1 protein-coding gene is annotated in these 279 nt (G+C 33.3%); it reads left to right on the top strand.

The window, feature by feature from the left end; translation table 11 throughout:
- Positions 1–279 (top strand): penicillin-binding transpeptidase domain-containing protein (locus SB775_RS28925; protein ID WP_410864646.1); only part of this gene is annotated, 279 nt, incomplete at both ends.

Raw genomic sequence — 279 nt, 5'->3', positions numbered from 1 at the left:
AATTAGAACGGAAACAGTTTCTGAAGGAAAAAGCGGCAAGAATTTAACTTTAACAATAGATATGGAATTACAGAAAAAAGTAGAAGAGAGCATAGAAAAAATATTAAAGGCCTATAAAGGTTCAGAATCGATGTTGGACCGTGCTTTCGTTGTAATGATAAATCCGAAAAATGGTCAAGTATTATCAATGGCAGGGAAAAAATTAGTAGAAAAAGATGGGAAAACAGAAGTTGAAGATTATGCTTTAGGTACGATGACAAGTTCATATGAGCTTGGATC

Source organism: Peribacillus sp. SIMBA_075, assembly GCF_046534585.1.
This window is presented reverse-complemented; position numbering and strand designations above follow the sequence as displayed.